This is a genomic window from Bacillus sp. FSL K6-6540 (assembly GCF_038007545.1).
This window is the reverse complement of the sequence record NZ_JBBOXH010000001.1, coordinates 2,380,144-2,403,350: the sequence shown is the minus strand read 5'-3', so window position 1 is coordinate 2,403,350 and position 23,207 is coordinate 2,380,144. Positions and strand designations below refer to the sequence as shown.

The 23,207-nt window shown below is 52.2% G+C and carries 21 protein-coding genes; 3 read left to right on the top strand and 18 right to left on the bottom strand.

Features of this window, described 5'->3' with window-relative positions:
- Positions 1 to 24: 24 nt before the first annotated feature.
- The 5 genes from MHH82_RS10580 to MHH82_RS10560 form a co-directional block, all read right to left on the bottom strand.
- Positions 25 to 831 carry a response regulator transcription factor gene (locus MHH82_RS10580; protein ID WP_145035476.1) on the bottom strand — a complete coding sequence of 269 codons (807 nt, stop codon included), beginning with the start codon at positions 829 to 831 and terminating at the stop codon, positions 25 to 27.
- Positions 832 to 889: 58 nt separating this feature from the next.
- Positions 890 to 2,257, bottom strand: coding sequence for a glycosyltransferase family 2 protein (locus MHH82_RS10575; RefSeq protein WP_176502381.1), 1,368 nt, complete (start codon positions 2,255 to 2,257; stop codon positions 890 to 892).
- A 43-nt stretch (positions 2,258 to 2,300) separates the two neighbouring features.
- On the bottom strand, positions 2,301 to 3,494 hold the full coding sequence (locus MHH82_RS10570) for a HEAT repeat domain-containing protein (protein WP_015734402.1): 1,194 nt from the start codon (positions 3,492 to 3,494) through the stop codon (positions 2,301 to 2,303).
- A gap of 18 nt (positions 3,495 to 3,512) precedes the next feature.
- Positions 3,513 to 5,771, bottom strand: coding sequence for a hypothetical protein (locus MHH82_RS10565; protein ID WP_015734401.1), 2,259 nt, complete (start codon positions 5,769 to 5,771; stop codon positions 3,513 to 3,515).
- A gap of 771 nt (positions 5,772 to 6,542) precedes the next feature.
- Positions 6,543 to 7,064: an HPP family protein gene (locus MHH82_RS10560; protein WP_340965569.1), complete on the bottom strand. Its 522-nt coding sequence runs from the start codon at positions 7,062 to 7,064 to the stop codon at positions 6,543 to 6,545.
- Positions 7,065 to 7,212: 148 nt separating this feature from the next.
- Here MHH82_RS10560 and MHH82_RS10555 point away from each other — a divergent pair, with 148 nt between their 5' ends.
- Positions 7,213 to 8,169: a GntR family transcriptional regulator gene (locus tag MHH82_RS10555; protein WP_251493852.1), complete on the top strand. Its 957-nt coding sequence runs from the start codon at positions 7,213 to 7,215 to the stop codon at positions 8,167 to 8,169.
- A 335-nt stretch (positions 8,170 to 8,504) separates the two neighbouring features.
- On the opposite strand, the gene MHH82_RS10550 is transcribed toward MHH82_RS10555, so the two are convergent.
- From MHH82_RS10550 to MHH82_RS10525, 6 genes are read right to left on the bottom strand one after another with little or no spacing between them, the layout of a single operon-like run.
- Positions 8,505 to 9,527 (bottom strand): potassium channel family protein, encoded by a 1,023-nt coding sequence (locus MHH82_RS10550; RefSeq protein WP_015734398.1) that lies wholly within the window; start codon positions 9,525 to 9,527, stop codon positions 8,505 to 8,507.
- Positions 9,528 to 9,561: 34 nt separating this feature from the next.
- Positions 9,562 to 9,954 (bottom strand): DUF350 domain-containing protein, encoded by a 393-nt coding sequence (locus MHH82_RS10545; RefSeq protein ID WP_009592598.1) that lies wholly within the window; start codon positions 9,952 to 9,954, stop codon positions 9,562 to 9,564.
- Positions 9,951 to 10,625: a hypothetical protein gene (locus MHH82_RS10540; protein ID WP_036665783.1), complete on the bottom strand. Its 675-nt coding sequence runs from the start codon at positions 10,623 to 10,625 to the stop codon at positions 9,951 to 9,953. Before MHH82_RS10540 ends, MHH82_RS10545 begins: the two co-directional genes overlap by 4 nt.
- On the bottom strand, positions 10,626 to 11,825 hold the full coding sequence (locus MHH82_RS10535; protein WP_340965565.1) for a glutathionylspermidine synthase family protein: 1,200 nt from the start codon (positions 11,823 to 11,825) through the stop codon (positions 10,626 to 10,628). It lies immediately after the preceding gene.
- Positions 11,822 to 12,496, bottom strand: coding sequence for a hypothetical protein (locus tag MHH82_RS10530; RefSeq protein WP_009592614.1), 675 nt, complete (start codon positions 12,494 to 12,496; stop codon positions 11,822 to 11,824). The genes MHH82_RS10535 and MHH82_RS10530 overlap by 4 nt, the downstream gene beginning before the upstream one ends.
- A gap of 24 nt (positions 12,497 to 12,520) precedes the next feature.
- Positions 12,521 to 12,736: a hypothetical protein gene (locus MHH82_RS10525; RefSeq protein WP_015734394.1), complete on the bottom strand. Its 216-nt coding sequence runs from the start codon at positions 12,734 to 12,736 to the stop codon at positions 12,521 to 12,523.
- Between the two features lie 330 nt (positions 12,737 to 13,066).
- Here MHH82_RS10525 and MHH82_RS10520 point away from each other — a divergent pair, with 330 nt between their 5' ends.
- A complete protein-coding gene (locus MHH82_RS10520) occupies positions 13,067 to 14,005 on the top strand; it encodes an NAD(P)-dependent oxidoreductase (protein ID WP_036665786.1) in 939 nt (312 codons plus the stop codon).
- A gap of 176 nt (positions 14,006 to 14,181) precedes the next feature.
- Here MHH82_RS10520 and MHH82_RS10515 read toward each other — a convergent pair whose 3' ends face one another.
- The 3 genes from MHH82_RS10515 to MHH82_RS10505 form a co-directional block, all read right to left on the bottom strand.
- Positions 14,182 to 14,430: a glutaredoxin family protein gene (locus MHH82_RS10515; protein WP_015734392.1), complete on the bottom strand. Its 249-nt coding sequence runs from the start codon at positions 14,428 to 14,430 to the stop codon at positions 14,182 to 14,184.
- A 14-nt stretch (positions 14,431 to 14,444) separates the two neighbouring features.
- A complete protein-coding gene (locus MHH82_RS10510) occupies positions 14,445 to 15,323 on the bottom strand; it encodes a hypothetical protein (protein WP_251493842.1) in 879 nt (292 codons plus the stop codon).
- Between the two features lie 205 nt (positions 15,324 to 15,528).
- Positions 15,529 to 17,169: a cobyric acid synthase gene (locus MHH82_RS10505; RefSeq protein ID WP_251493839.1), complete on the bottom strand. Its 1,641-nt coding sequence runs from the start codon at positions 17,167 to 17,169 to the stop codon at positions 15,529 to 15,531.
- A 337-nt stretch (positions 17,170 to 17,506) separates the two neighbouring features.
- Between MHH82_RS10505 and MHH82_RS10500 the strand changes: the two genes are divergently transcribed.
- Positions 17,507 to 18,481 (top strand): hypothetical protein, encoded by a 975-nt coding sequence (locus tag MHH82_RS10500; RefSeq protein ID WP_015734389.1) that lies wholly within the window; start codon positions 17,507 to 17,509, stop codon positions 18,479 to 18,481.
- On the opposite strand, the gene MHH82_RS10495 is transcribed toward MHH82_RS10500, so the two are convergent.
- The 4 genes from MHH82_RS10495 to MHH82_RS10480 all read right to left on the bottom strand — a co-directional run bounded on the left by MHH82_RS10495 (position 18,476) and on the right by MHH82_RS10480 (position 23,204).
- On the bottom strand, positions 18,476 to 19,561 hold the full coding sequence (locus MHH82_RS10495) for a Gfo/Idh/MocA family protein (protein ID WP_340965560.1): 1,086 nt from the start codon (positions 19,559 to 19,561) through the stop codon (positions 18,476 to 18,478). The genes MHH82_RS10500 and MHH82_RS10495 overlap by 6 nt on opposite strands.
- 31 nt (positions 19,562 to 19,592) lie before the next feature.
- Positions 19,593 to 20,327, bottom strand: coding sequence for a ThuA domain-containing protein (locus MHH82_RS10490; RefSeq protein WP_015734387.1), 735 nt, complete (start codon positions 20,325 to 20,327; stop codon positions 19,593 to 19,595).
- Between the two features lie 291 nt (positions 20,328 to 20,618).
- A complete protein-coding gene (locus MHH82_RS10485) occupies positions 20,619 to 22,238 on the bottom strand; it encodes an extracellular solute-binding protein (RefSeq protein ID WP_340965556.1) in 1,620 nt (539 codons plus the stop codon).
- Positions 22,239 to 22,283: 45 nt separating this feature from the next.
- Positions 22,284 to 23,204, bottom strand: a complete 921-nt coding sequence (locus MHH82_RS10480; RefSeq protein WP_340965554.1) for a carbohydrate ABC transporter permease — start codon at positions 23,202 to 23,204, stop codon at positions 22,284 to 22,286.
- Between the last annotated feature and the right edge of the window lie 3 nt (positions 23,205 to 23,207).

Here is a 23,207-nt window from a genome sequence, read left to right as displayed (position 1 = left end):
CTAAAAGCTTTAATAACCATGTGTTTAATGAAGGCAGCGTCGGATGCGGGCATCCAGCTCCACCGGCGAGAACGGTTTGGTTACGTAGTCATCGACCCCGTTTTGGAAACATTGGCTGATGGTTTGCTCTACCCGCTTCTCGGTTAACACGACAATTTTCGGCGGCTCCTTCACGTCCAGCTGCTGGATATGATGAATGAACGGCAGGCCGTCGATGCCATGCAGATTCAGCTCGGTCAGGACAAGATCCGGCTCCCATTTCGGGATGAGCTCCAGTGCCTCCAAACCATCCACCGCTTCCAGCGTTTCGTAACCCTGCATGGCCAAGCGAATCTGTAAAAATTCCCTCACCGTGGCATCTTGGTCCACAATGAGAATGCGGTTTTGGCCGCTGTCCGCTTCCTCCTGCGTAAATATATGAATATCCGAAGAGGTGCTGAGCCTGGCGGTCTCCGCCATCTGCTTCAACGTCTGCCGAGGCGGCGCTTCCGTAAGCGCTGCAAGCGTAATACGCGGGTCCGCTTGCTCGAAACGGCCCTGCAGATGCTGCTTCAGGAGCAGTGCCTGATAATGGGCGGCATCCAGCGTGTAGCCAGGCAGGGTAACAGCCGATACGCCGGTATTGGCGTCGTGCAGAACCTCGCCGTTTACGCCGGTCAGCTGGTCCACAAAACTTTGAACCTCCGCCAGCTCAGCCTCCGTCCCGGACGGATTGCCAGCACAGTACAGAAACAGCAATGCTGTTCCATTGGGATGTTCTCTCACTTCCTCCTCCACGCGGCCGTAAAAATCGACGGCCTGCACGCGTTGCAATGTTGCCGATTGAGACATAACAGTAAGTCCCACCTCTCTTTATATTTTGATGCTGCATTTGAACCGGGCCTTGAAGTCAAGCCGCCTCGTTCTTATCTTTCCAGCTCTGCCGGGTCATGGTGCCCCATGAATTGTTGTTTTGCAAATATTGAATATGTCCCTGTACTCTCCACAGCACGCCAAGCTGATGGTAACCCACAAACTTGAGCGCCGAGAAGAGGAGCATTTTCACCAGGTCGGACAATTTGGTATACCGGCGGAAGGCCATCTCCTCCAGGATGAGGGCTCCCACACTGAGCAGGTACCCGCTTAAAAAATTGACGAGCCCGAACACGACCAGCACATGCCAATTTGTCATATCCAGCAAAACATATCCAAGCAGAGCCAGAAGGCCCGTAATTCTGAAGTAAGGGTTTAGCGCTTCGAAAATAACGTTGTAGGGCATTGTCAACAAGCCCATGACTTTATATTTCGGATTGAACACCATATCCCGGTTCTCGATCATGTTCTTCAAGTTTCCGCGTCCCCAGCGCTTGCGCTGATTGGACAAAATGTTGTAGCTGTCCGGCGCCTGCGTCCAGCACACCGCTTCCGGACAAAAGGAAACGCGGTATTTGATTTTATTTTCCAGCATATAGCGGTGCAGCTTGATAATGATGTTCATATCTTCGCCGGGGTAACCGCCGCGATAGCCGCCAACCGCAATGACATAGTCTTTCCGGAACAAACCGAAGGCCCCGGAGACGATGATGAGCCCGTTGAAATGGCTCCACCCGATTCGGCCCCCCAGAAAAGCTTTCAAATATTCGATCGATTGAAACATCGGCCACATCCGGCGCGGCAAGGATACGTCCTTAACCTCACCGTTCTCGATCACGCAGCCATTGGCAATCCGGACGTCGCCGCCGATCGCCACCGTCTCCTCGGGATTCTCCATGTACATCCGGGCCATCCGGATCAGCGCATCCTTCTCCAGCAATGAATCCGCATCGATGGAAGAAATCAGCGGATAACGGGACAGGTTGATGCCCGCGTTCAAGGAATCCGCCTTACCGCCGTTCTCCTTGTCGATGAGGTATAGCTGCGGGTATTGCGGATTATAATAAATGCCCCGCACCTTGTTCGTGCTGATGTTGCCGCGGATCTCCGGATTGGGCAGCAGTGTCAAACCATACTCCTCAATCAGCACCTTCAGCGTTTCGTCGGAGGATCCGTCATTGATGACGATGACCTCGTAGGTTGGATAGTTCAGCGTCATGAGGCAGCGGACATTCTCCGCGATCGTCAGCTCTTCGTTATAGGCCGGGACCAGCAAGGATACCGATGGTACCAGTTCCGAGCCCGAAAGCGTATTGTATTTCGAATACGTCGCGCGTCTGAAAATATCCTTAATATTTCTGAAAGAAAACATCAGAATTACAAAATAAAGCGCGCTAACGATCATGACGTAATAAATCGCCACCATTCCGTAAGTGAGCAGGATATCTCTAAGCAGTGTAATCTCCTCCTACTCCTGCAACCGTGCCGATCCGTTTGTTCGTTTGAACGCCGAAATAACGATCGTACACCAGTTTTCTTTTATTAAATGCCACCATTTGCTCCACTTGCTCGTATTCGCCTTCGTTGGACATGATCCGTTCGATCCGGTACAGGGCCGTTTCCCTGGCTGGACCTTCTCCTGTAAGCGCGGCTTGGCACAAGGTCTCGAAGCCTTGTTCTCCCAACATGGCAAGACTCTCCGCGCTGTTGTTCCGCACATGCCAATTCTCGTCCTTCAGGGCTGAAGCCAGGAGCGGAATGCTGCCTGCGGCATGAAGCCGTCCTAGCGCTTTCGCCGCTGCCGCCCGCACTTCCCACTCATGATCATTCATGAGTGCCACAATAGTGTCATCCTTCAGGGCCGGGTTCGAGCCAAGATACAGCTTGACGGCCTCGGCACGCACGTCCTTCTCCTCGGATCCGACCAATCGGTCGAGTGCCGGCACGACGGCCGGAATGGCCTGTCCCCACATGGCAACAAGCGAAACCTTGACTAGCCCTGGATCGGGATCGTCCAGAAGCTTGCGCATGAGGCTGGCCGAATCCAGCCGGGTCTCCAGCAAAATATCGGCAGCCATATGGTGAATGGCTTTATCGTAAGACAGCAGCTTGGACAACATTTCCCGAATCTGCTGGGACGAAACCGCGCTCTTGGCAATTGCCCGCGCAATGATGATGGTCATCGGACCGTATTTCGTCCGGTTCATCAGCTGCTGGAGCTGGGGAACGGCCTCTTCCGCCCGCATCCCGCCGAGGCGGTAGACCGCTTCAATGCGGCGGTCTTTCCTCATGCTGGATAATGCCCGAATTTCCTGTTCCACAAACCCGGCGTCCCGGCACAAACGCAGGAGCTTCTCTCTGGCGTCGCCTTTGAATTGCTCGATCCACTCCATAAACTTGGCTTGGATGACCCGGCGTTCGGCCGACGTCAATTTGCCTGGCGGCAGCTCCAGCGTGGTATCATCATGCAGATGACTCTGCACATACACAAAGTAATCATGGTGTTTTTCCGTAAATCGTTCCGTTTCTCTTTGTATGGCATTATGCTTGATCTTCATTTGGAACAACAGGATAATGCCGGCTGCAATCAGGCCGAGGCATACATAGACAAAGACGTATGCCATTTCTAAATTTGAAAACATCTCCGATGGCTCCTCCTTTTATTTAGCATCTGGCTGCCGCCCCGTTTCAGGGAGACGCGTGAATATTTCCTGCATATCGTAATAGCTTTGCTTCAAGCGTTCGCTGTATTGGGTTGCTTCCCACAGCTCCCATGTATAAGGCTCGATGTCCTGCAGATTAATGGACTGCCCCGATCCTGAAGCTGGTTTGCCGGTGTTCTCGGATCTTTCCGTGATCCATGGAACCAGCCGGATACCGTCCGCCGTGGTCGTGCTGAACGTGCGCTTGTCTTGAAGCGGACTGTAGTCCAGCACCTGCAGGGAGCTCGGATCTCCGAATCCTAGCAGCATCCACGGAATCCTCATCTCGACGAAGCGGTCTTGATACTGCCATGCCGTAAGGGAGTTGAAATCCGGAGATTCCGGATCGCTGGTTCCCCGTTTCAGCGTCCCCACCGTCTCATCCACAAACGGATGGGAGAATCGGGTGTCCGGCGGATTCATCAGCAGGCTGATGGCCAGCTTCCAGGAATGGAACGAGCCGCCCGGTACGACGGGATCGTCCTTCGTTCCCTTGGCTTCCTCTCCCGGCAGCATCCAATAGCCTTCCTTGCCGTACAGCCGGCTGTGGAAATCGTAAGATGGCGCTATGGTTACCTGGGATTCGTCCTCTTGACCTACCTGAATCAACGTTTCCAAAGCCCCGCCGGTGAGCGTTCGTCCTGCCAGCTCTTTCTTCGGTATATCGCCGCCAGGGATGGTGTCCGCTCCGATGAAGAGCTTGGAACGTTTCGGATCAAATGCTTCGTCCAGCTCCATGCCGATATACAGATAAGCCTCGTCATGCGTCAATTTCATGTTCTTTACGCCCGGAGCCGTACCGGACCAGGTTTTGACTTCCCCTTCAGGAACCTTATCCCAGTCGGTCAAATCCCCGTCGATCGTAATTTGTTCCGCTTTACCCGGCTGCATCGCCAGAACGCCGAACATCTTTTCGTTGGTCAGCACATTCAACCAGAATGCCCGGCGGTCTGCCGGTATTTCAAAAGGCATCGTGTTCCATGTTTTCTTGAACCATTCGTCCTGCCACATGAACAAGATCGCTCCGGAATAGCCTTCGTCGTAAATATCCTGGGTCAGAGAGACATTTACTTCGCCTTGCTCCGCTTCGTCATGTCCTCCTTGATCCTTCCCTCCAGGACCGTGGTGGGAAATACCGATGGAGGAAGGCACGCCGTACTCGGTAACCATGATCGGCATATCCTCGAACTCTGCCTTCAATTTTCGCAAATAGGCTTTGTACGTGTTGTAGCCACCGTCCCCGTCGGGAAGGGTCTGCAATGTTTTGTCCGTCCGGAAAAAATCCGGATAGTACGGGTACACATGGTATGCCGCAAAATATCCCGCATCCCAGTTCACCGGTTCGACATGCCTTGCATCGACGGACACCAGGTCTTCTTCAAACAGCGGTTCCCCCGGATGCTCAAGCACATCGGTCGTGACCCAATTGGTAAATGTCATCGGATGCTGCCACCCGTACTTCTGCTCCTCGGCAGCCGTGTAGTCCAATAAAGATGCCAGCCAATTCTCGAAGGGACTTGCGTCCTTCGTCCCCGAGAAATAGGACCCCTTATACTGAGGGACACCCTTATGTACCTTGTTGGTGTTATCAACCATGGCTGGGTCCCATTCCGTACCCACATGCCAGGCCATGAGGTACTTGCCCGCATTGACCTTATACTTGCCGCTCGACTGCCCATGCTTGGGCTCAACGTTGATATCCCCGTAAACTGCAGCGACAGCCTTCGAGATCTCCGCTTTAAACGTTTGGACGATTTCTTCGTCATACGCATCCCGACGCTCGATTAGCTGCTCCTCCGGCGACCAGATGCCCTGCATGAAGTACAGGGGATCATCGCCTTTATCCCGGTTGTATTTCACCAGCGCGGAATAAAAGACCGGATTATGCACCGTGTAGACCCTAATGACGTTTGCTCCCATATCATCGATCTGTTTGAACCAGCGCAGATAATCTTCCTCGGTGGCCGGCAGCTCGCCGGGAAAATGCCCGGGTACGGTTGCGCCCAGGTTCACGCCCTTGGCAAAAACCTCTTTCCAAACCTCTTCATCCTCATATACCAGAAAGGAGGTTCCCTCTGTTTTGAATTTCATTTTCACGCCGTCCGCATCCGCATACGTTTTTAATGACGGCCGTAGATATCCTAAGATTACAGCGGCACCGCAGAGAAGCACTATAGTGCAAAATGCTGCGACAACCCACCATTTTCGCCTGCTCATCGTCTTCGTTGCTCACCTGCCCTTTCTTTGACATGCTTGTTGCTGCACCGACATATGACGACTGAGCCATACTCGTCATTCTATAGCCGATGCGCTCCCGATACCATATTCCTTCTTTACCAACTTTTCCGATCTCGATAGTAGTCAAAAAGAAGTAAAACAAACTTCTTCCATAATTTTCCCCCGATAAATCAAATCGCTGCTCCTTCCTGCCTGTTCGTTGACAACTTCACAGCCTGATGTTAGTTGTGTGAAACCAATGTGCGTTTGCCCTGACAAGGCTGGAACCGAACGACTTCATCCCATCCGTGAGATACAGCGAGATTTACGAATATTTTCAGAAAATTTTCGCGAATCGTAATGTTAAACGCAAAAAAATTGCTAAAGTTCCGGTCATTTTTACATCATTATCCATAGTTATGACAAATTTGATACCAAAGTCGTATAAAAAAACGGCTGAGAACCGCATTCTGTAAAGGTTTGGCAATATTAACCTTTTATCCAAAATGAGAATAGAGTCCTGTACCGGGATTGTGTAATATTCTATAGATTTGATAACCAGGATCAAGTGGTAAGTATCGCCTATTTTTCGGGATTTCGGTTTGGATTTCCCCTCATTGCGTTATATAAATTAGTTTGGTTAATGTTCAAATCTGCGGTGCGACAACATAAATCAGACCCGGTCCATTGTCGGTCCGGGTCTGTTGTTGACGATATGAGATTGAAGAACTTGCCATGATTACCGCTTATTCATCAAAGAAAAAACTGCCTTCACCACCAAAAAGTCGGATATCTTCGTTCCTTTACCGCATTATTGACAAGCAGAGCCACCACTACGATCATGACCGATCCGACGAGCACGGGCGTGAACAGGAATGACCAGCCGCTGCCAGCCATAATAACGACCAAGGGGTCTGCGCCGGCGGGAGGATGGGTCGTCTTGGTCATTCCCATCAGGCTGATCGCGGCTCCCACCCCGATCGCCATGGCCCATATTCCGTCACCCAGGACCTCCAGCGCGACAAGTCCCGTAAGCGTGGAAATAAGATGCCCTCCGACCAGGTTTCTTGGTTGTGATAACGGCGCATCCCATACTGCAAACGCCAGCACGCAGCTCGCCCCAAAGGGCGCCATGATCCATGGACTTCCTGCGAGCGCGGAGAGAAGGGCCAGTAAGCCGATCGAAACGGCACCCCCGATAAAGCCAACGGCGAGATTCATGGGACGAACGGTCAACGGACTTCTAGCCCCCCCTTTCATTTTCTGCAAATAAGAATCAGCTTGATCCTTCATAACAAATCCTCCATATTCATAATTAACTAGTTATTTAGTTATATATAAAATAACGATTTAAAACTATACATGTCAATACCTTTGTTGTACATTTACAGTTTATTGTGTAAAGTTAAATTACTAGTTGACTAGGAAAGAAGGTCTCGATATGGCGCACAAGCTCATGCTTCGGGTCGACCCGCACGCTCCCATGAATGTCAGCACGCAAGTCAAGGAACAGCTAAAGTGGCTGATTGGTATTGGACAGATCGAACCATTTGATATGCTGCCGCCGGCGGGCGCGCTCGCGGACAACCTCGGGCTGAACCGCAACACCGTAAACCTGGTGTACAATCAGCTGAAGGACGAGGGGATCGTCTCCATGCATAAAGGCAAAGGAACGCAGGTTCTGAACAACCCTCAGGTAGAAGAGCTTCGAAATCGCAGAAAGCTGATGCATGAGCTCGCAGAGCGAACGACGGAGGAGCTGGGCTCCCTTCATATCCCGGCGAGCGAGTTCTTTGCCGCATCCCTTGCCTATACGCTGCTGCAGGAGCCTGTCCTGAACGCAGAGCGGCGAATTCTGTTCATCGAATGTAAAGGGCATGATTTTCCCTTCTATCAGAAAGCGATTGCGGAAATTACGGGCGCGGAAGTCAAAACGGTGTTTCTGGAGGATTTGTTGGCGGGAGAACAAGCGCTGCTCGAAGCTTTCGACTATTCGAGCCTCATTGTCACGACGCTTAATCATGATTCCGAAGTCAAAGCCCTGTGCAGCAAATACGACAAAAAAGCTTTCGTTATTGGCGCGAATGCGGAAACGTCGGTCCTGCTTGATATTGCCAGGCTGACACCTGGCAGCCATCTCAGTTTTGTCTGCCTGGGGAAGGCAGGTGCGCAGTGGATGGCCGGCCGCGTTCAAGAAGCCGGTATCGATGGGGTCCGTGCCAGCCTGGCCGGTCTGGATCATCGGGAAGACCTGCTGCAGCGGATCGAGCAATCCGATCAGGTGTATGCCTCTGATGCCGTATTTGAAGAGGTTCGATCGTTAGCTCCCGGCAAGGTGAAGCTGTTTCCCATGGCACTGGAGAAGAGCAGCGTGAACATGCTAAGAGACATGATCTGAAGCCCATATGAAAAAACGCCCACTGTTTAAACAGGGGCGTTTTCACTTTGGAATATATCCATTCATCCGCGACGGATGTCCCATACTTTGGCTGCCGACAACCCTCAAACGAGGAGTCAGCTGCCGTTACCCTCGGCATCCGACCGCTGACCCAAGTGTCATTTCCGAGAATCCAGCAGGTCAAGCAGTCGATTTACACCGACCACCTGGAACAAGCAGATTAACGCATATGAATTCGAAACGTCAATTCGTAATTGGCAGCTTCGCAATAAAAAATGCTGCCTCACCCGTTCACGTGAGACAGCATGGTCTTTTAATGAAATGTTCGCAGCCCCTCAAGCAAGCTTACCGGCAATCCGGTTCATGGTCGCTTCGTCCGAAACCACATACAGCCTCGCATCCCGCGGAATCGGCAAATCGAGCTTGCGGTTGATGCTGAGGTCACTGCGATCGGAGATCAGCGTCGCTCCTTGCCGCAGCAGATCCTGAAATGCATCCCCGTAGGTCTTCCATGCGGGGTTTAATGCCACTTCGTAAATATCGTCGCCGTGCTGGCGGCTGAGCAGCTGCATCAGCACATCCGAGTTTCCTTCCTGCAGCGCTGCCCGCACCGCCAATCGGGAAACGGCATCGTGCGAGAGGACAAACTCGTTTACTTGATTGTGGCGGAAATTCTGCACATGCTTCTCCTGCATGATCTCCACCGTGGTATGTACGTCCGGCGCTATCCGCTCGATGCTCGAGACAATCAGGAGCGATTTGCCGTCCACCAGCGCCGATTCGTCGATCCGGGCGTCCGCGAAGACAATGGCCGATTTGGCCTCCAGAATGTTGGCTCTCATCAGCACGTCATCCGATGCAGGATCGCCGCTTACAAAATGCACCTGTTCGAGATGCTCCACGGGATGCCGGCTGGAATCGTCGATGACCACGATCTCGGACTGCGGCGAATACGACAGAATCTCGTCGATCGCGGACATCGCTTTTTTGCTCCAATTGATAATGATGACATGGCCGCTGCCCTTAAAGTTCAACCTGCCCGCTCCTCTCTGCCGCTGCATGCTTCCAAACGATTCGATCACTTTACCGATCACTAAACTGAGCAGCCCGATACCGAAGATATAGATGAATATCGTTAATATCTTGCCCGGTACGGTAGCTGCATAATAATCGCCATAACCTACGGTGGCCATCGTGGTAAGCACCCAGTAAAGGGCGTTAAACCAATGGTGAAACGTTTCCGGCTCCAGCAGGAATGCCAGGGTCGAGCAAAGCACCACAAACAGCACCACGATCACGCTGATCGTTGTTTTACGCAGACGCATCATTTTCAAAGATAATCTCAGAAAAAAGTGCACGCTCCTGCTCCTCTCCCCATGGGTGCAAATCGGCCTAAATGATCAGGCTGCTGATCGCAAAGGCTGTGCCGATGAACACCATCGCCAGCAGGATGCCGATCGCTACGTTGCCCTTTTGCAGGTGCTCGGAAATTCGAAGACCCGGCGTCGCCAGCTCGAATACCCAATAGGCAACGATCAAGCATACATATCCAACGGCAAACCACAGTATCATATGCCATATCGATGAATTCGTATATGCCGATATGCCCAAAATAATGGCCGTTGCCATAAACTTGCCGCCGAATGCCAGACCAACCGCGACATTGCCTTTCTTCAGCTCTTCCATGTCGTTAAACCGGGTCATCCAGCTGAAAATCAGCATGCCCAGCAATTGAAGCACGATAATACAGATCACACTTATAACAATATTAATGACGACCGTCAATCCGCCCACCCCCGAAATTTTGCATAGGCCAAGTCGTAATCGGCGAAATCATGCACTTCCTCCAATACAACATCGACCGTGTCCTTCTTCTCCATTGCGGCATAACGCTTCTCGTCGATCGGCTGCTTGATCCGGTTGCCCGTCGGCAGCTCAACGACGGCAAAATGCCTGGTGTCTTTTTTGTACGTTGTTTTATATACCCCAACCAGCTTCACGTCGGTTTTGACGGTCACTTTCAGGTTGGCCAAATCCGATTCCGCCGTCTTTTTATCCTTGAACGACTTAAGGGTCTGCCAGGACGATAACCGGATATCGTTACGCTGATTCGCATCCGTGGTCAGCTCGGCGTCCATGAATTGCAGCGTCCAAATTTTGTCGCCTGTAGCATAGTTGTTATCGTTAGGCAGGAGCTCGTTATCCGGCAGGACGGTCATGTCGCCGCCAATCAAATCGCCGACGGTCCCTTCAATGATGCGATAGTCCCAAGGCACGCGGCTAGAGGTTGAAGATACTTCCTCCGATCCGGTATGGAACACGGTGGAGCTGCCGCCGGAGCATGCGCTCAGCGCTAAAACCAAAAGGGATAAGATAAGCACCGCCAGGACGACCGGAGGTTTCCTCTTTCCCTTCGGAGCACCGCTTTGCTGCCTTTTCTCTTGTTTCAACTGCATTTATTTCACTCCCATTGCGATAAAATGGCTCGAATTGCCCGTAATCAAACCGCCCGCCCGTCCCAGCAAACCGCATGGCATACCATTAAGGACGAACAACCCCGTCAGCAAATGAAATTCCCCTTCCGCCGTCTCGACGCGAGCCAGCTCGGCCCTCCTCTGATAGACCGTCGGAAACATGACGCTAGTATCATATCCGTCCTGATCCTCTAACTCGAGTTGTCCTGTCTGGTCGTACAGTTTGACAGAACCACCCTCTCGGCCGAACATCGACTTCGATACGAAATTGCCGGAGAACACCGGTTTGTTGTATGTTGGCAGCATATATTTAACGATCGCTTCACGTTCTTGCTCATCGAACAATAGGCCCAGCTCATACATGCCCCACATGGCGGCCAGCAAGCCTTTGGACTGCAGCAGAATGCTGTGCGGCGAGTTGAACAGCTGGAGTCGCCCCGTCTCGATGGCATAGGCAAGCGCATCCCCGCCATCATCGACGGACATCCATTCCTTCGGATAAAGAGCAAACATCCGGTGAATCTCCCGGCCTTCGCCGTCCTTCAACATGCCTTCGTCCACCCATAGATCCAGACAATCCACCAGCTTGATATCCAGCCCGCTGTGCCGGACCAAAGCTTCGATCGTGCCGGAGTCCTCCAGATGCTCGCCGTAAGCAATGCATGCGGCCGTATCCGGACGCTCTGCCGCCCACGCTTGTGCCACAAGCTCTTGCATCCGCTCATTGGGAGAATAGATGCCGGCCTGAGCGCACATCCACGGCGTTGCAATGGAAGCCTCAACATACCCTGTCGGTGTGTCCGCATTCAGCTCCAGCAGCTTGATGCTGCCGTCATGGGCAATTGCAAAGTCAAATCTGGCATACCGGCTGATCACCGCTTCCTCCGGCAGCGGACATTCGTCCAGCATCTGCCACAGAACCGGCGGAATGCCGATCAAGCTGTAAATATGATGGTTGCGATGGACGTAACGTACGGTTTTGTCTAGCGTCGCCCACAGTACCGCAGCGGCTTCTTCCAGCTCGCGATAGGTCTCTTGACGTATGGTGACGATTTGATCTATCCAGTAGGCTTCCCCTTCCAAATTCGCCCAGGTAAAGCCAAGCTCTGCGAGCTCCGATACCCGCCCATTCCGATTGGGGTCAGGCAGTCCCGAAACGGTAAACACGCTTTCGCGGCTCATCCGCCAAAACCGCCGGATCTGGAGCTGGATTTCGAACCCGAGGAGCTGAAGCCGCTGGAATTGCCGCCAATGCCGCCGGACTTGGACGATGTGGAGCGGCGCGTTATCGTTCCCGAAGAGGACGTTGAGGTCTTGGGACGGACATTGGAGTTCACCACCGGTTTGTTCTGGAACGTACCGCTCGAATACGTGCGGGGTTTGTAAGGCTTGCCGTTATTCGCGTAATATCCGCGATGATTGTTGTACCATCCGCTGGAGGAATAGTAGGAGCCGTTGTTGAACAGCATGTGGTAGAGCAGCAGATCATCCCAGCCGAAACCGGAATTGTAGCCGCCATAGTTATTGATTACCGTCGTTCCCCCGCCTGATCCTGCGGATGCTCCTTCCGCCGGCTCTTCCTCGAATTCTTCTGCGCTAGGGAACGGGATGTTCCAGTCCACGTTCTTGTCAAAATACTTCTTTACTTCTTCCGTCGACCAGGATACCAGCTGCGGCTCTTCGGATGAGGTAACCGCTTCCGAAGCGAGATCCTTCGCTGCCGCGCCCGACACCAGAAACGCATTCGCCAACAAGGCGATGCCGAGCGAGCTTGACAAGACTCGAATCGGTTTGCCTTCCGGCGTCAGCCATTTGGAAGCGGGCTGGTCTTTTTTGTCTTTTTCATTACTCAAGATGATGTCTCCTTTCGGACAGAATTAATCGTTCCGCATCGGAACGAGCAGAAGCTCCAGTTTGCCCGTGTCCACGTTTAATCTGCCTTCGATCGTTTCATATTCCCTGCCGCCCGCAACGATATAATTCACGTGCTCCAGCGCAGCGACCATGTTCATCGTCCATGCCCGCTCTTCAATCTGCACCAGCTCACCGTCCGGTCTTTTTTCAAACAAAATAACGTTCATTCCATAATCCATGATGACAACCCCTTCCATTTAAAGCAGTGAGTATTGTTACGCATTATATTGGGAATCGTTTCAAAAATCTATGATGGGCTATCGGCGCTTGGACGAAAAATTTGCTGCAAAAAGACACAATCCATATAATAACATCGCTACTGATTATTTACACCTTCGAATTACCATTAAAAAACTCTTGAAAACGAACATTCTAGACGCGCAATGCCTGATTATTTACGTTTTATAAGGTGTAGCATCCATTTTCATGATCATCGTCTCTCTTGACATTATCACTAGTGTCATACTTTAGGATGGGTATCATCCCAAACCCAGAAAGGGGTTATACCGATGAATACAAATCCAAAGAGATTTTCTAATGGTAATCATCCTTACGATGCGCAGGCGGACGGCTCTATCCTTGGTCCGGTAACCGTAATCGGATTAGGCGCCATGGGCTCCAAACTGGCCCGCACCTTCGTGAACAACGGATATGTCACCACCGTCTGGAACCGCACGCCTGAAAAAGCCGCTGAACTTGTAGGCTTGGGTGCCTCCGGCACTACGGACATCGCGGATGCCATCGCCGCCAGTCCCCTCTTGATTGTATGCGTACTTGATTATGATGCCGCCCGCCATATTCTTGAACCCATGAGGGAGAAGCTTTCCGGCAAGGTTGTCGTAAATCTGACAACCGGCACTCCCGAAGAGGCCCGCACGATGGGGACCTGGATGAGAACCCAGGGCGCCGAATATCTGGATGGCGGCATCATGGCCGTGCCTTCCCTGATCGCCACGCCTCATGCCGTCATACTCTACAGCGGTTCTCAAACTGCTTACGAAACATATAAACAGGTCTTAGAACGCTTAGGGACTAGTCACTATTTAGGCTCCGATCCTGCTCTCGCTCCACTGAATGACCTGGCACTGCTAAGCGGCATGTACGGCATGTTCGGCGGCTTCATCCATGCCGTGGCGCTTGCGGGCTCCGAGGGCACGAAGGCAGCGGATTTCACGACAACGCTGCTGATTCCGTTTCTGCAAGCCATGATCTTCACCATGCCGGAGATGGCAAATCAGATCGATACCGGAGATTATTCCGCCAAGGATGCGAGTCTGGCGATGCAAGCCGCTCATGACACCATCGGGGAGGTCAGCAGGGTACAAGGCGTCAGCGCCGAAACATTCGCGCCGATCTTCGAACTGATGAAACGACGGGTAGAGGAAGGTTATGGCGGGGACGACTTCGCCAGCGTGATTGAGCTGATCCGTAAGCGTCCATCGTCTTAACAGGAAGAAGAGAGCTATTATCGGCATCGGCAGGAACTGGCGACGACGTACGACCTGACCTGCGTCGAACTTTGGTAACTCATGCGAAGCGATTCTTTATCCTCCATAAAAAAGAAGCATGGATCATCCGGCGAGGACCGATCCATGCTTCATTTTTTTATATCCATGAACCTAGCTTATTTAATCAATTCCCTGATTTCCTGAAAGTTATCGGCAAATCCGATAAATACGTTGTCGCCGATAACGATCGTAGGCACGATCTGTTTTCCCGTCAGACGTCTCACTTCTTCCGGATATTCGGGATTCTGCGTGCAATCATATTCCGTGTACGGAACCTGCTGCTCCTTGAAGTAACGCTTGGCATGATGGCAATCGCTGCAAGTGGGTATGGTGTAGATTTTCAATGGCTCTGTTATGTCGATCACTCCTCAAACAAAAATTATTTGATTTCAACAACAAAAGGCACGGTCATCACTTCACCTTGATGCTGAAATTGTCCCCAGATTTTGTAGATGCCGCTATGCGGAAAGGTAGTCGCAAACTCCGCATTGGGACCGGTGCTCGATTCGTCAAGAGGATGCACATGGATGTACTTCTCGGCGTCTGCGGACAGAATGACAACATGACCGACCGCGCCTAGGTAAGGCTCCAGATTGCTGATTCCCTGCTTCGTCTGCGCATCCTGAATATGATAGGTGAGCACGACCTCTTCATTCGATAAGGCATTGTTCAGGCTCAGTTCGATTTCCTTGCCGTTGACTTGTTTGATCAGGCTGGAGTCAGGCTCAATGGCCGAAGGTTCTCCTTCTTCTCCCTCCACCTGAACCCATTCGCTGAGCGTGCTCCCTCCAGCGCCCTTCGGCACGAAATCCGCAATCAATTTATATTCGCCGCCGGCGGGAAACGTGGTGTTCACGGTAAACTCGCCGTTCTCCTTGTAATCGGGATGGATATGGTTGAAAAATGACAAATCGCGATTCACGATGATCAGATGCAGCAGCTTCTCATGATTGACATCAAATTCCTGGACGGGTCCACCGTTGTTGTCCGTAATCTGTATCGTTAACTCTGTTTCGGTGCCTGCGCTTGCCGGTTCATTCCATGTAAATTCAGCCTGGTAGTTGTTCGAGGCCGTCTCATGCCCGCCTCCGTGCCCACTGTGCCCGTTCTCTTCCGGATTTACGGTTTCCTGATTATGGTTCCCGCCGTGGCCGTGGCCGCCTGTATCCGGGGCCTGCTTCGCATTACCGCATGATGTCATTAATCCAATTGCAAGTATGCTCGTTAAGGTTAGCACAGTACCCTTCTTATTCAACATGCGCTATCACTCCATTCATTGGATATGCTGTAAGATGACTTATCATCCGTTTCTGTAATTAGTATACCCCCCTATCCTATAATTAATCAACTTTTTTCTAAAATAGCACCTGATCCATTTGCGCTCTCCACGCAAATAACACCATGCCGCCGCATGGTGTTATCCTCCTATTCTTCACTATCGCCCAAACTAAAGGATCTATTCCTTATGGCTTTCGGTGCGTACAGCCGATGATTTCATAAATCTTCTCCATATCCACATGATTCCGCACGATGTCCGCCACACGGTCGTATTCTGCGAGTTTGCGTTCTTCCGCTTGGAACGTTTCACAAATGGCATCCAGTCCCTTATTTACCCGAATGCCGTTCAGCCAGGACCTGCGAAAGGCATCGTTGTCAAACAAGCCGTGCAGATAACACCCCCAGATGCGTCCATCGGCGGTGGCTAAACCTTCAGGATGTGCTTGAATATCTTCTCCGGCTTCCAAAGAATCCGCCGAATCTGCTTCAATCGAAAACAACGTTCGGTGTTCTGATCCGCCAGGCTCCGTGCTCCTTTCGGTGACGCCCATATGGATTTCGTAGGCCCCTATTGCCGAAATAGCCTTCGTATCCGATAAAACGAGCTTCAGAGGATGTTCCTGTGACAATTCCCCTCTTACGCGAACGGTCTTTTTTTGCTTTGAAAAAGCCGTCCGCATCGGCAGCAGTCCAAGTCCCGCCGCTTCCCGGGCGCTGCCTTCCACCGCATGCGGATCCGACAACCGCTCGCCCAGCATTTGATATCCTCCGCAGATGCCAACCAGCTGCACATCCCGCGTCTGCGTCAACCTTAATATCGCATCCGCCAGGCCCCGATCCCGAATGAACCCCAAATCGCTGATCGTATCCTTCGTACCGGGCAAAATGATGACGTCCGGCGTGCCGAGCTCATCCACCGATTGGACGAAGCGAACGACGACATCCCGCTCCCAGCGAAGCGCATCAAAATCCGTAAAATTCGAAATGCGCGGATACCGGATAACGACAATATCAAGGTCGCGTTTTTCCTGTCTTTGATATTGAAGCTCATCCAGCACTACGGAATCCTCGGCCTCGATTCGCATGTCCTGAATGTAAGGAAGGACGCCAAGCACCGGTATGCCTGTCCGTTCTTCAAGCCAGTCCAGTCCCGGCTTCAACAGCGCCAAATCCCCGCGGAATTTGTTGATGATAAACCCTCTGACCCTGGCCGCCTCATGGGGCTCCAGGAGTTCGAGCGTTCCTACAATCGAGGCGAACACGCCACCGCGGTCGATATCCGCAACCAAAATGACCGGAGAATCCGCCCATCCTGCCAAATTCATGTTCACGATATCCCGATCCTTGAGATTGATCTCTGCCGGACTTCCCGCGCCTTCCATGACCACGATATCGTACTTCTCCCGGAGCCGGTCCAGCGCATCCAATACGATCCCCTTGGCCTTCGGCAGAAACTTCGTCCGGTAATCCATTGCGCTCATCTGCATTTCGGGCACGCCGTGGATCACGATTTGGGAATGCATATCTTTAATCGGCTTGATCAGGATCGGATTCATGTCCGTTGTTGCGGCTATGCCGCAGGCTTCGGCCTGCACGCCCTGCGCTCTGCCGATCTCCTTGCCATCGAGCGTCACGTAGGAGTTAAGCGCCATATTTTGCGACTTATATGGAGCCGTGCGATAACCATCCTGCAGAAAAATACGGCACAGCGCGGTCGTTACGATGCTCTTGCCTACATCCGAAGCCGTGCCCTGCAGCATGAGCACCGCTCCTTGTCCTTTCCCGATCTTCGCGGGTGTTTCCCTTATGTATTCCGTTTCATTCATCTTCTTCACCCTTTTCCCTTACTTAAGCCGTTTACTCCCATCATTATAGCAAACCGTTTGATGAAGGAGTCCGACCTCATGAAATCAGATAAACCCCCTTGAACTTTATCAGCCTGAAAATGCTAGCTGTATATTGAATAGTTGCATAACAAACAAGCCGATCCGGTAGGATCGGCTTGTTTGTTATGCCTGTAAAATCAGACGCTGCCCAGGTATGCTCGCTAAGGGATAATATTATCATTATCAGGGATATATTCATCCACCAATATACTTTTTTAGTTAAATATGTATTATCTTGGTTAGGTGACTAGAGTTGGTTAAGGGAGGAACTTATTGAATGGTAATGCATTTCTCCAAGATTAGCAACATCTATATTCATGTCAAATGGTTCACGGACAATTTCGAATGGGTCCCTCTGCCCTTTCCCCGTATCGTTACGCTGACGTTCCTATTTTGGTTAGCGTTTACATTGCTGATCTTGTTGCTCACATGCGCATTACACGATCCCTTGGGAAAGATGCGGCCCGTCGTGCGAATCCACGGATGGCTGCACAGGCTTGGGCCCCACACCGAGGTGATTCTGCGTATTGGGCTGGCCATCGGGCTTGTGCTGCAGCTTCTGAGCGGCTCTTACCTCGCCCCCGAATTCCGAACCAATTCCATGTGGATCATCCTCGGCCTGTCCGCAGCCGCAGCGTGCCTTCTCTATAAACGCACCTTGCCGGTGAGCGGCGCCATCCTATTCCTGCTCTATATTCAGGCGTCCTTATCCTACGGTCTTTTTCATTCCATCGATTATTTGCTTTATCTCGGCATTGTTTATTACCTGTTTGTGTGCGGCACTCCCATCAAAAGATCGGCAGCCCCGGTCTTGTATATATGCACAGGCATGTCCCTCGCTTGGCTTGCCATGGAAAAGCTGACCATTCCCGAGCTCGCTTGCACGGTTATGGGCAGCTATGGACTTCCTACCTTCGGTTTTACCATTGAGCATTTTGTCATGATTAGCGCTTTTGTTGAAATCGGACTGGCATGGGCATTCATCGTAGGCATCATGAACCGGTTCACGGCACTGCTGGTATCCGGCATTTTTATTATGACAAGCCTTGTATTCGGTTACAAAGAAGTGATCGGCCATATGATCATTCACACGGTGCTGATCCTGTTCCTGATCGAAGGCACGGGGGAACTGCGTACCCCTTTTCAGTTCCATCGCTCGCCCGTTAAACGCGGATTGTTTGTGGGCGTTAACTTCTGCCTGTTTCTGTTCAGTTTGATGGCGCTCTATATTTGGATGGGCAAAACGTTATGACAAACTCTGAATCCGTCGGCCGATGGATTTGCCCAGCTCAACCACCGTTCTGGTCTCGCTTGACCTGACGACCGCATCCAGCACTTCTTGATTCCGGTAGCCGTCCATAAACCCGGGCACTCCGTCGGCAGGCGCTCCCCGCAATATCGCGGCAAAATCGGCATACTGCTTGACTTTGCAATGCTGCGGCACTTCCATTGCCGTTCTGGCGAGCTGCCCGGGCTCTTCTTCGCGAATCCACACCACCCGCTCCGGATCCAATGTGCTCGCGTGGACCGTGCCGTGGTCGCCATAAATGGACACTTCATGCTGATTGCCTGAACCGAATGCATTGCGTGACGTCTGGAATACGCCCATAATATCACCCTCCATCCGGGCCTGGAAGCTGGCAAAATCATCGACCTCGATCTTGGCCATGGCTCCCGTCACCGGGTCCCGGCGTTCCGGGATGATGGTATGTAGCTGGGCCGTCATTTCTTCGAACTCTCCAAACAGAAAACGGGCCATATCAATCATATGCGAACCGAGATCTCCCAGCGTTCCCGTCCCCGTGATGGCTTTGTTGTATCTCCACATGTAGGGAACCTGCTGGTTCGGCACGCCAAACCCCTGCAAATACTGAATGGAGAAATGACGGATAGTACCCAGCTTGCCCGTACGGATAAGTTCCCTGGCATAACGAAAAGCGGGCGTATATCGGTACGTAAATCCGATCATGGCGGGAACGGGCTGTTTCTCATACAGCTCCAGCAAGGAGATGGCTTCTTCGAAGACTCGCGTGAATGGTTTTTCCGCCAAAAAAGGCTTGCCGGCTTGCAAGCATGCGCTGATGATATCAGCGTGCACGTTGTTGGGCGTGACCGAAATGACGGCATCGACGTCAGGATCATCAATTAAATCCTTGAAATCCGCATAGCGTTTCCCGTCCTCGATCCCCAGCTGATCGCCTACTCTGGCCACCGCTTCCCCGTTGACGTCGCTCACGGCCACAAACTGATAGACTTTCTCTGCATTCATCCAGCGGATGTGCTCCTGCGCCATCCCGCCCAAACCGATTAAGCCGATTCGAAATTTATTCATCGTTAGAACACTCCTCATATTAGGTCTCTCATTAGGATTGTGCGACAGGAGCGATGGGCGCCACCCGCCCGTAAGCCGTTTTAGCTCCTTCAACTGGAGCGGCCCAGAACACGCCATTGGTAATCACCTGCAGAATTTCGGGCTGGTGGTAGACCGGAAACATTTCGTGGCCCGGACGGAAATAAAACAGCTTCCCTCTGCCGCGCCTGTAACAACACCCGCTTCGAAACACTTCGCCGCCTTCAAACCAGGAGACGAACACAAGCTCATCCGGCGCCGGAATTTCGAACCGCTCTCCATACATTTCTTCCCGCGGAATCTCGATATATTCACTCAGTCCACGTGCAATCGGATGGCTCGGTTCAACGATCCATAAACGCTCGATCTCGCCGTCGTCGCGCCACTTCAGCATCCCGGTGTTCGTGCCAAGGAGCCTGGAGAAGATTTTGGATCCGTGACCGGAATGCAGAACGATCAATCCCATGCCGTCCAGCACCCGCTGCCGAACCTTCTCGACGATGTCGTCGCGGACCTCGTCATGTGCCAGATGGCCCCACCACAGCAGTACATCCGTGTTCGCCAATCGCTCATCGGTCAATCCGTGATCCGGCTCATCCAGTACGGCGGTGGCTACTTCCAAACCTTCCACCTGTTCGAGATGATCCGCTATCGCACGATGAATCCCATTCGGATATATGCCGGCTACCTGTTCATTATGTCTCTCATGCCGGTATTCATTCCATACCGTGACTTTGATGTTTCCCATGATTGCTGCCTCCTGAGTTCCCTAGAAGTCGATTCAATAAAAGCTTAATCATCACTTCGAATGCGGATCATACTTACGATCCCTGTTGCCCCCAGATTTTTTTGCGCTTTGTTATATGGTAAAAATCCGGGGACAAAGGGGACCGCTTCGCTTCTCCAATATGATTCCGCCTTCTCCGTTGAAGTCTGATACATGAATACTGATCACAATCCTTTTTCATCCCATGTCAAAATCACGCTGCCCCGCAGCATTTCGATCTGCGGGGCAGCTCATGACGCTTGCCGTCAATCCTTATTTGACGCTGATATACCGCTGATAGGCTTCCTTGCGGATCTGTACCAGCCGCTCCAGTCCCATATCGTTCAGCTTCTTGACGTACGCGTCCCATTCCGCATCGATATTGCCTTCGGATATCCATTTTGCGCGGGTCGTGCCGACAAAGCCATCGATATCCGTAGTCAGCGTAGGCAGCTCCTGGAATTCTTCGGCGCTGTACATGACGTTCGGGAACGGCGTCGTCACGTAATCGCTGCCCAGCTTGTCGATGACCAGCTTCAAGCCATCGCCCGTGGTCTCATCCAATATGATGTTTTTCTCGAAGCTCGGGCTTACGTACTTGGGACCGAAATCCCTTACGGATTGCTCCCAGTACCAGGCATCCGCACTCGTTCCCTCCGGCGGACTCATGAGCGTAAACGTGCCGTCGTCGTTCTTCTGAATCACCGTGCCGATGGCTCCCCAGAAGTTCTGGATGCTTGCTTCATTGGTGTAGAACTGATCCGCCCAGCGGGCCGAAATTTCCGGATGCTTGTTCGACGTGGTGATGAGAAACTCGTTTCTGCGCAGGCTCATGCCCTCAGGCTCGCCGCCCTGGTACCGTTTTCCGTCAGGACCGGCAATGGATGGAATCGCGATGTATTGATCCTTCCATTTTCCGAATACCGCGTCCGGTACCCATTGGTTGGAGAAACCGATCAGCGCCGCATCCGGGTTCTGATGTTTTGCCGTGGACATGGTGCTGTCCTGCGTGAAGATCTCTTGGTCTATGAGGCCTTCGGCGTACAGCTTATGGGCCCACTTGATCGCTTCTTTGTAGTTCTCCGTCACCGGATAGAACACGGGCTCGTTATCGATGACCATCATGCTGTTTCCGTTGATGTCGGTGATGCCGAACGGATTCAGCAAATCGATGCTGATGTTCCCCGATCCGCTGACCGGAATTTCGTCGGCCTTGCCGTTGCCGTTCGGATCCCCTTCTTTGAACGCTTTGAATACGTTATACAATTCGTCCGTGTTGTCCGGAACGTCCAGTCCGAGCTGATCCAGCCAGGCTTTGTTGATGATCGGCTGGATCGATGCTTTCGGCCTTGACGGCAGCCGCGCCGGCAAGGAATAGATTTTCCCGTCCGGGAAGGTGCTCATCTTTTTCATCTCGGGCGTTTCTTCCAGCGCCGCCTTCAGGTTCGGCATGTATTGATCGATGTAGTCGTCGAGCGGACGGAAATACGACAGGTTGTTGACGATATCGGAATCGCTGAATACGATATCCCCGAAAATGATATCCGGCAGCGTACCGCTCGCCAGCATGATCGATTTTTGCTCGCCCCAATCATTGGAGGACATGATCTGCCAATTGATTTTGACGTTGGTCTCCTTCTCCAAATCCTTGAGCCACTGGTTCTGGAGGAACGTATCCCCCATGTTGCCCCAGCGAACGGTCAGCACGTCCAGCGTAATCGGTTCATTCACGATCGGCAGGCCTTCTTTGTTAAAAGCGGCTTCGGCATCCGACTTGGCGTCCTCCTTCTTGCCGCCGCTGCAGCCCGCCAGGTTCAACAGCAGGATTGCGGTCAATATGATGACGGCAGCCAGCTTGAGGCGATGTCTCCTCTTTGCATTGTTTGTTCCCATTCCACCATTCCCCCAATACTTATTTTTCATCAATCCATCGCGGTGTTACGACTTGACGGCTCCGATCATCACCCCCTGATTGAAATACTTTTGCACAAACGGGTAGACGCACATGATCGGCACCGTGGCGACGATAATGACCGCATAACGCATAATATTGGCCAGACGCAGCGCAATGGCCGCGGCTTCCCCGGTACCCATTGCGGACTGCATCTGGTTGGTGACCAGAATATTGCGCAGTATGAGCTGCAGCGGGTACAGATTCGAATCTTTTAAATAGATCAGGGCGTTGAAATAAGAATTCCAATGACCCACGGCCGTCCATAAGGCGATGACCGAGATGACCGCTTTCGAAAGCGGAATCACGATGGTCACGAAATATCGGAGATTTCCGCAGCCATCCAGCTGTGCCGCCTCCCATAAATCCTCCGGGATGCTGCTCTGGAAAAAGGTCCGCGCCACGATGATGTTGAAGGCGGCAACCGAGAACGGCAGCACCATGACAAGAAACGTATCGTACAGCTGGAAATCGCGGATCGTCATGAAGGTCGGAATCAAGCCGCCGTTAAAGAACATCGTAAATATAAAGAGCAGCGATATATACTTGCGGCCCACGAGGTCTTTGCGGGACAGCGCGTAAGCTGCGGATATGTTAACCACCAGGCCGATGGCTGTACCCACGATCGTATACACAATCGTATTCCGGTACCCAATCCATATATTAGAGTGCTTCAGCAATTCTTGATAGCCTGCCAGCGTAAAATCCTTAGGCCACAGCCATACCTGTCCATTCGCGACCGCTGCCGGCTCGCTGAACGAAGCGATGATGATGAAGTACAGCGGATAAATCAGCACGATCAGCATCAAGACGGCGAATACATACAGGCCGATTTCCAGCACCCTGTCGGAAGATCGGGTATTCCTCTGCCGCCCCCCCGTCTTCTCTCTTACTTCCACTACGCCCATAGA